The sequence below is a fragment of the Pseudoalteromonas sp. AWM4_233 genome (assembly GCF_056158285.1).
Genome location: NZ_JBSWSZ010000120.1, coordinates 1 through 4,041, shown reverse-complemented (window position 1 = coordinate 4,041; position 4,041 = coordinate 1). Strand labels below are relative to the sequence as shown.

The window sequence follows — 4,041 nt, the reverse complement described above, 5'->3', positions numbered from 1 at the left end:
AAGGTTAACGACGGTTAGATTCACCTCTTACACAGCACCTATTGAAGGGGATACGCCTCTTCTATGGGTATTGCGTGATGAGCTGGGGCTCAAGGGAACTAAATTCGGTTGCGGCGCGGGCCTCTGTGGTGCCTGCACAGTTCACCTGAACGGGCAGCCTGTGCGCTCCTGCTCGACACCGGTCGAAATGGCCGCGGGTGGTGATGTGGTTACGATTGAAGGCCTGGGGGAGGGAAGTCGTCTTCATGCACTGCAGGATGCCTGGATAGAACACGGCGTTCCTCAATGCGGCTACTGCCAGTCGGGCCAGATCATGAGTGCGGCCCACCTTCTGGCCAGCAATCCGGCGCCTTCACGTGAGGAAATTGTTGCGGCCATGACAGGCAATCTTTGCCGATGCGGCACCTACTCGCGGATCATTGCAGCCGTGGAATCCGTCGTCGCTGATACGTCAGACGGCGCTCAGGGAGGGGCCGCATAACATGGCGATGAATCGACGAAATTTCCTCAAGGTCAGTGCCGGGGCCTCCGGGAGCCTCATGGTTTCGATAACGTTGCCGGGCTGCGCGGGAATCCAGACGGGGTATGAGCCGGACACGGGCGAATGGCGTCCCGATGCCTGGCTGGAACTGACTGCCGATGATGAAGTCTTCTTCACCCTGGCCCGGGTCGAAATGGGGCAAGGAACTTACACCGGGTTGACCACTTTGATTGCCGAAGAGCTGGAAATCCAGCCGGAGCGGATCACCCCACGCTTTGCACCTGTGGCGCCGGAGTATCGAAATCCTCTGTACAAGCTTCAACTGACAGGCGGTAGCACCAGTGTTGCGACCAGTTGGGAGCCGCTTCGAACGGCCGGAGCGGAAGCCCGGCAAATGCTGGTTATGGCGGCAGCACGTGTATGGAACGTCGAAGCAACCGAATGTCGCGCCAGTGAAGGCAGGGTGGTGCACCCGAACGGTATCGACTCCATGGCCTATGGCCAGTTGGTTGAGTTGGCCGCCAAAGAAGTGCTGCGTGGTGACATAGCGCTCAAGCCGCAGAGCGAATGGAAATACATTGGCAAGCAGCGAGGCAAACTCGATGCCCGGGCGAAGTCCACGGGAACCGCAGTTTACGGGATTGATGTCGATCTTCCGGACATGGTGTACGGCGTTGTTTCACGCTCTCCCCGACGCGGCGGCCGCGTTCGGGACTTCAACGCTGATCAGGTCCGTGCAATGACGGGTGTGCTTGATGTTTTTGAGATCGAGCGTGGCGTGGCCGTTGTTGCCGACAAATACTGGCGTGCCCGGAAGGCTCAGGACGCGCTCAAGATAGACTGGGATTTTTCGGATGCCGTGTCTCTGTCTACGGGCGACGTGTTCGACTCCTACCGCGCCGCCGCCGATGACGATCCCCGGAGAGTCCGAGCGTAGTGAGGGCAGTTTTGCCAGTTCCATGGAGGAGGGCGACCGGGTGGTGGAAGCGGAATATGCCCAGCCCTACCTGGCCCACGCGACATTGGAGCCCATCAGTGCCACGGCCTGGTACCGAGAGGACGGCATGGAGGTGTGGGCCCCTACACAGGCGCCGGACCTTGGCCGGATAGCGGCGGCCCGGGTGACCAGTCTTGGCCCCGACGATATCACTATCAATACGACCTTTCTCGGCGGCGGTTTTGGCCGTCGACTGACTCAGGACTATATCGAAGAAGCGGCGGCAGTGGCCTATCGGGTCGGACGGCCGGTTAAGGTCATCTGGTCCCGTGAAGAGGACACCCGTCACGATCTCTATCGCCCTGCCATGCTGCACCGTATGAAAGCCAGCCTGTCTAGTGCTGAGCTGACGGGCTGGCATCACCAGATTGTTGGTCCTCAGATCCTGGACTGGTATGTCCGCAATGCGGCCCCTGCCCAGTATCCCTGGGCGCCAAAATTCATGTACGACACACTTGGCTCAGTCGGGCTAATGGCCGAAGGCATTGCCACGCCGAAAGATCACTCCGCGATTGAGGGGGCTATCGCAATACCCCTACCGGGTCCCCAATATTGATATCCGTCATACCCACACCGATCCCGGCATTCCGATTACCTGGTGGCGTTCGGTAGGTTTTTCCCACAACGGGTTTGCCGTCGAAACTTTCATGGACGAACTTGCCCATGAGGCAGGTGAGGATCCTTTACCAGTTCCGTCGTCGCCTTATTGCCCACGAGCCGAGGCACCTTGAAGTGCTTGACCGGGTTGCCAGGCTGGCCGACTGGCAGTCGCCTGTGCCAGAAGGGCGGGCCCGGGGGCTCGCCCTGTTCCGGAGTTTCGGAACGTACGTTGCCCAGGTGGTGGAAGCCGGAGTCGAGAATGGTGCGATCCGGGTATACAAGGTCACCTGTTCGGTGGACTGCGGCCAGGTCGTTAACCCCCGTATCGTGGAGGACCAGATCGAGGGCGGTATCCTGTTTGGGCTGACCGCGGCACTTTATGGAGAAATCACGCTGGAGAATGGCGAGGTCCAGCAGAGCAATTTCCACGACTACCCCCTAATGAGGCAGTACGAGCGTCCTGAGGTATTGGTGGATATTGTTGCAAGCAGCGAGTCGCCGACCGGAGTCGGCGAGCCTGGCGTGCCGCCGGTGATCCCGGCCCTGGGTAATGCCCTGTTTGCGCTCAATGGAAAGCGGCAGCGTAGCCTGCCATTGAGAGCCAATGCCTGATTCAAGCGTCGCCTATTCGGTCGCTACTGGCCACCAGACCGTATTAGACAGAATGTCTCACTGGCTGGCGGAAGGTCAGAGAGCCTGGCTTTGCACCATAGTGGACACCTGGGGCTCCTCGCCGCGTCCGGTCGGCTCCTGGCTGGCGATTGCAGAATCCGGTCACTGGAGCGGGTCGGTGTCCGGTGGCTGTCTGGAAGAGGATCTGCTCCGGCGCACAGCGGAAGACGGGCCGGAACATCCGGTTTTCGTTGATTATGGAATCACCGATGATGACCGGGATCATTTCCAGCTGCCTTGCGGTGGCCGGATACGGCTTCTGATTGAACCCTTCCGGGGCCAGATGGTATTCGATCACGTTCAGGCATTGGCGGCTGCCTTGCGCGATCGCGAACCGGTGGTTCGTCGCGTGCCGATAAACGGGGCTCCGACGCTGGAGCATTCTGTCTCCCGGGCCGGTAACGCGGTCCACTTCGACGGTGAACAGCTTCTTCATGCTTTGCAGCCCGAGTGCCGGCTGTTGCTGATCGGTGCGGGCGAAGTCGCCCGTTACGTTTTTGAATTCGCGACCGCGGCGGATTTGCTGTCACCCTCTGTGAGCCGAGGGAGGCCTTCGCCGCCGGCTGGAGTTTTGAAGGGATTCCCCTGGACCGGCGCCTGCCCGATGATCTGATTTCGACACAGTTTGGCGACGCCTGGTCCGGTATTCTGGCCCTCGCCCATGATCCGCGCATCGACGATATGGGGTTGCTTGCAGCTCTTCACTCCAGTGCCTTTTACATAGGCGCAATGGGGTCGAAAAGAACTTCGGAAGCCCGGCGGGAACGATTGGCATCTCTGGGGCTTGAAAAAGAGGCACTCGAACGCCTGCGAGCTCCCATTGGTGTTGATATTCCGAGCAAGACACCGGCAGAAATTGCTGTCTCCATTGTCGCCGATCTGATTGCCGCACGGCATCATTTGCGAGGAGCTGGTTCGTCCCTATAATGGCGCCCATGGGAGTGTCCCAAGCGCTCTGAAACCCGGGAGAGAACTCGTGTTTGATGTAACCCGATACGCCGTCGCCGCGGATGCGATTGTGCAAGCCGGTCGATTCCTGTACCAGCAGGGTTGGTCGCCCGCAACCAGCAGTAACTATTCTGCCCGCATCGATGCCGAACACATCGCCATTACTGTTTCAGGCCGTCACAAGGGGCAGCTGGGGGCGGGTGATGTCATGGTGGTCGATCTGGCCGGCCGGCCGGTACAGAGCGACTGTCGCTCCTCTGCAGAAACAAGGCTGCATACGGTGCTGTATGAGGTCTTTCCCGAGGTGGGCGCGGTTCTGCATACCCACTCGGTGAAGGCAACG

General features: G+C 59.9%; 7 protein-coding genes. All 7 read left to right on the top strand.

The window, feature by feature from the left end; translation table 11 throughout:
• Positions 1 to 40: 40 nt before the first annotated feature.
• Entirely contained in the window at positions 41 to 481 is a 441-nt protein-coding gene (locus tag ACXAC4_RS26405) for a (2Fe-2S)-binding protein (RefSeq protein WP_475167912.1), read from the top strand.
• 1 nt (position 482) lies between these two features.
• Complete coding sequence (locus ACXAC4_RS26400) at positions 483 to 1,418, top strand: molybdopterin cofactor-binding domain-containing protein (RefSeq protein WP_475167904.1); 936 nt, start codon at positions 483 to 485, stop codon at positions 1,416 to 1,418.
• Positions 1,390 to 2,034: a molybdopterin cofactor-binding domain-containing protein gene (locus ACXAC4_RS26395; RefSeq protein WP_475167897.1), complete on the top strand. Its 645-nt coding sequence runs from the start codon at positions 1,390 to 1,392 to the stop codon at positions 2,032 to 2,034. The genes ACXAC4_RS26400 and ACXAC4_RS26395 overlap by 29 nt, the downstream gene beginning before the upstream one ends.
• 176 nt (positions 2,035 to 2,210) lie before the next feature.
• Positions 2,211 to 2,690: a molybdopterin cofactor-binding domain-containing protein gene (locus ACXAC4_RS26390; RefSeq protein WP_475167892.1), complete on the top strand. Its 480-nt coding sequence runs from the start codon at positions 2,211 to 2,213 to the stop codon at positions 2,688 to 2,690.
• The gene (locus ACXAC4_RS26385) at positions 2,683 to 3,363 is read left to right on the top strand and encodes an XdhC family protein (protein ID WP_475167889.1); all 681 of its coding nucleotides are present in this window, start codon (positions 2,683 to 2,685) and stop codon (positions 3,361 to 3,363) included. Before ACXAC4_RS26390 ends, ACXAC4_RS26385 begins: the two co-directional genes overlap by 8 nt.
• Positions 3,252 to 3,677 carry an XdhC family protein gene (locus ACXAC4_RS26380; protein WP_475167908.1) on the top strand — a complete coding sequence of 142 codons (426 nt, stop codon included), beginning with the start codon at positions 3,252 to 3,254 and terminating at the stop codon, positions 3,675 to 3,677. Before ACXAC4_RS26385 ends, ACXAC4_RS26380 begins: the two co-directional genes overlap by 112 nt.
• A gap of 49 nt (positions 3,678 to 3,726) precedes the next feature.
• Positions 3,727 to 4,041 (top strand): class II aldolase/adducin family protein (locus ACXAC4_RS26375; protein ID WP_475167885.1); only part of this gene is annotated, 315 nt, incomplete at its 3' end.